A 1,312-nucleotide genomic window follows, 5' to 3' on the forward strand; every position below is an offset into this window, starting at 1 on the left:
AGGTAGCGTATTAGTGACCGGCTTTGACATTATCTTCTTCTGGGTGGCCAGAATGATGATGATGGGCTTGAAATTTATGGACGATGTGCCATTTAAAGAAGTCTATATTCATGGCTTAGTACGTGACTCACATGGCCATAAAATGTCGAAGTCTAAGGGCAATGTTTTAGATCCTATCGATATTATTGATGGCATAGACTTAGAATCTTTGGTTGAAAAACGTACCAAGGGACTGATGAATCCCAAAGATGCACCCAAAATCGAAAAAGCCACCCGTAAAGAATTCCCTGACGGCATCGAATCACATGGTACTGATGCGCTACGTTTCACCTTTGCATCATTAGCGTCTACTGGCCGCGATATAAACTTTGATATGAACCGCATCTGTGGTTACCGTAACTTCTGTAACAAGTTATGGAATGCCGCTCGTTATGTATTGATGAATACTGAAGATCAAGATACCGGCATTGATAATGATGATGTGGAATTAAGCCTAGCTGATCGCTGGATTATTTCACAACTGCAAACTACCGAGCAAAAAGTCACTGCAGCAATTGATGCTTATCGTTTTGACCATGCAGCACAGGCTATTTACGAGTTTATTTGGGATAACTACTGTAATTGGTACTTAGAGTTATCAAAACCAGTATTAACCAGCGACAGTTCAACTGAAGCCGCTAAACGTGGCACACGTCGTACCTTGGTACGTGTCTTAGAAGCCACTTTACGTTTAACTCATCCCTTTATGCCCTTTATCACCGAAGAAATCTGGCAAACAGTTGCGCCACTTGCAGGTCGTCTTGATGCAGCTAAATCGGGCGACAGCATCATGAGCCAAGCTTATCCGGTTGCTGATGCAAGTAAAATCGATGCAGCAGCAGTGGCTGAAATGGAATGGGTAATGGAATTCATTACTGGAATTCGGTCAATTCGTTCACAAATGAATATTCCACCGAAAAAACAATTGCCGGTTATCTTAAAAGACAGCCAGCAACAGGATTTGGATCGGGTGGAAAACAACCGTGAATTCCTAAGCCGCCTAGCCAACTTAGAAAGCATTGATTTACTTGACGGTGAAGCACCAGCCGCAGCCACCGCATTGGTCGGCAAGATGGAAATCTTAATTCCATTGGAAGGTTTGATTGATAAAGAGGCTGAAATTCAACGTCTGGATAAAGAAATCACTAAACTGGAAAAAGTGATCAAACAATCATCTGGCAAATTAAACAATGAAAATTACGTAGCCAAAGCACCTGCTGAAGTCGTGCAAAAAGAACGTGATAAATTAACTGAAATAGAACAAGCGTTATCT

At 41.8% G+C, this 1,312-nt stretch carries 1 protein-coding gene; it reads left to right on the top strand.

Features of this window, described 5'->3' with window-relative positions:
- Nucleotides 1-1,312: class I tRNA ligase family protein (locus tag AC3AYF_RS21245; protein ID WP_487780454.1), on the top strand; the 1,312-nt coding region annotated here is incomplete at both ends.

It is taken from the genome of Salinicola sp. (assembly GCF_982684285.1).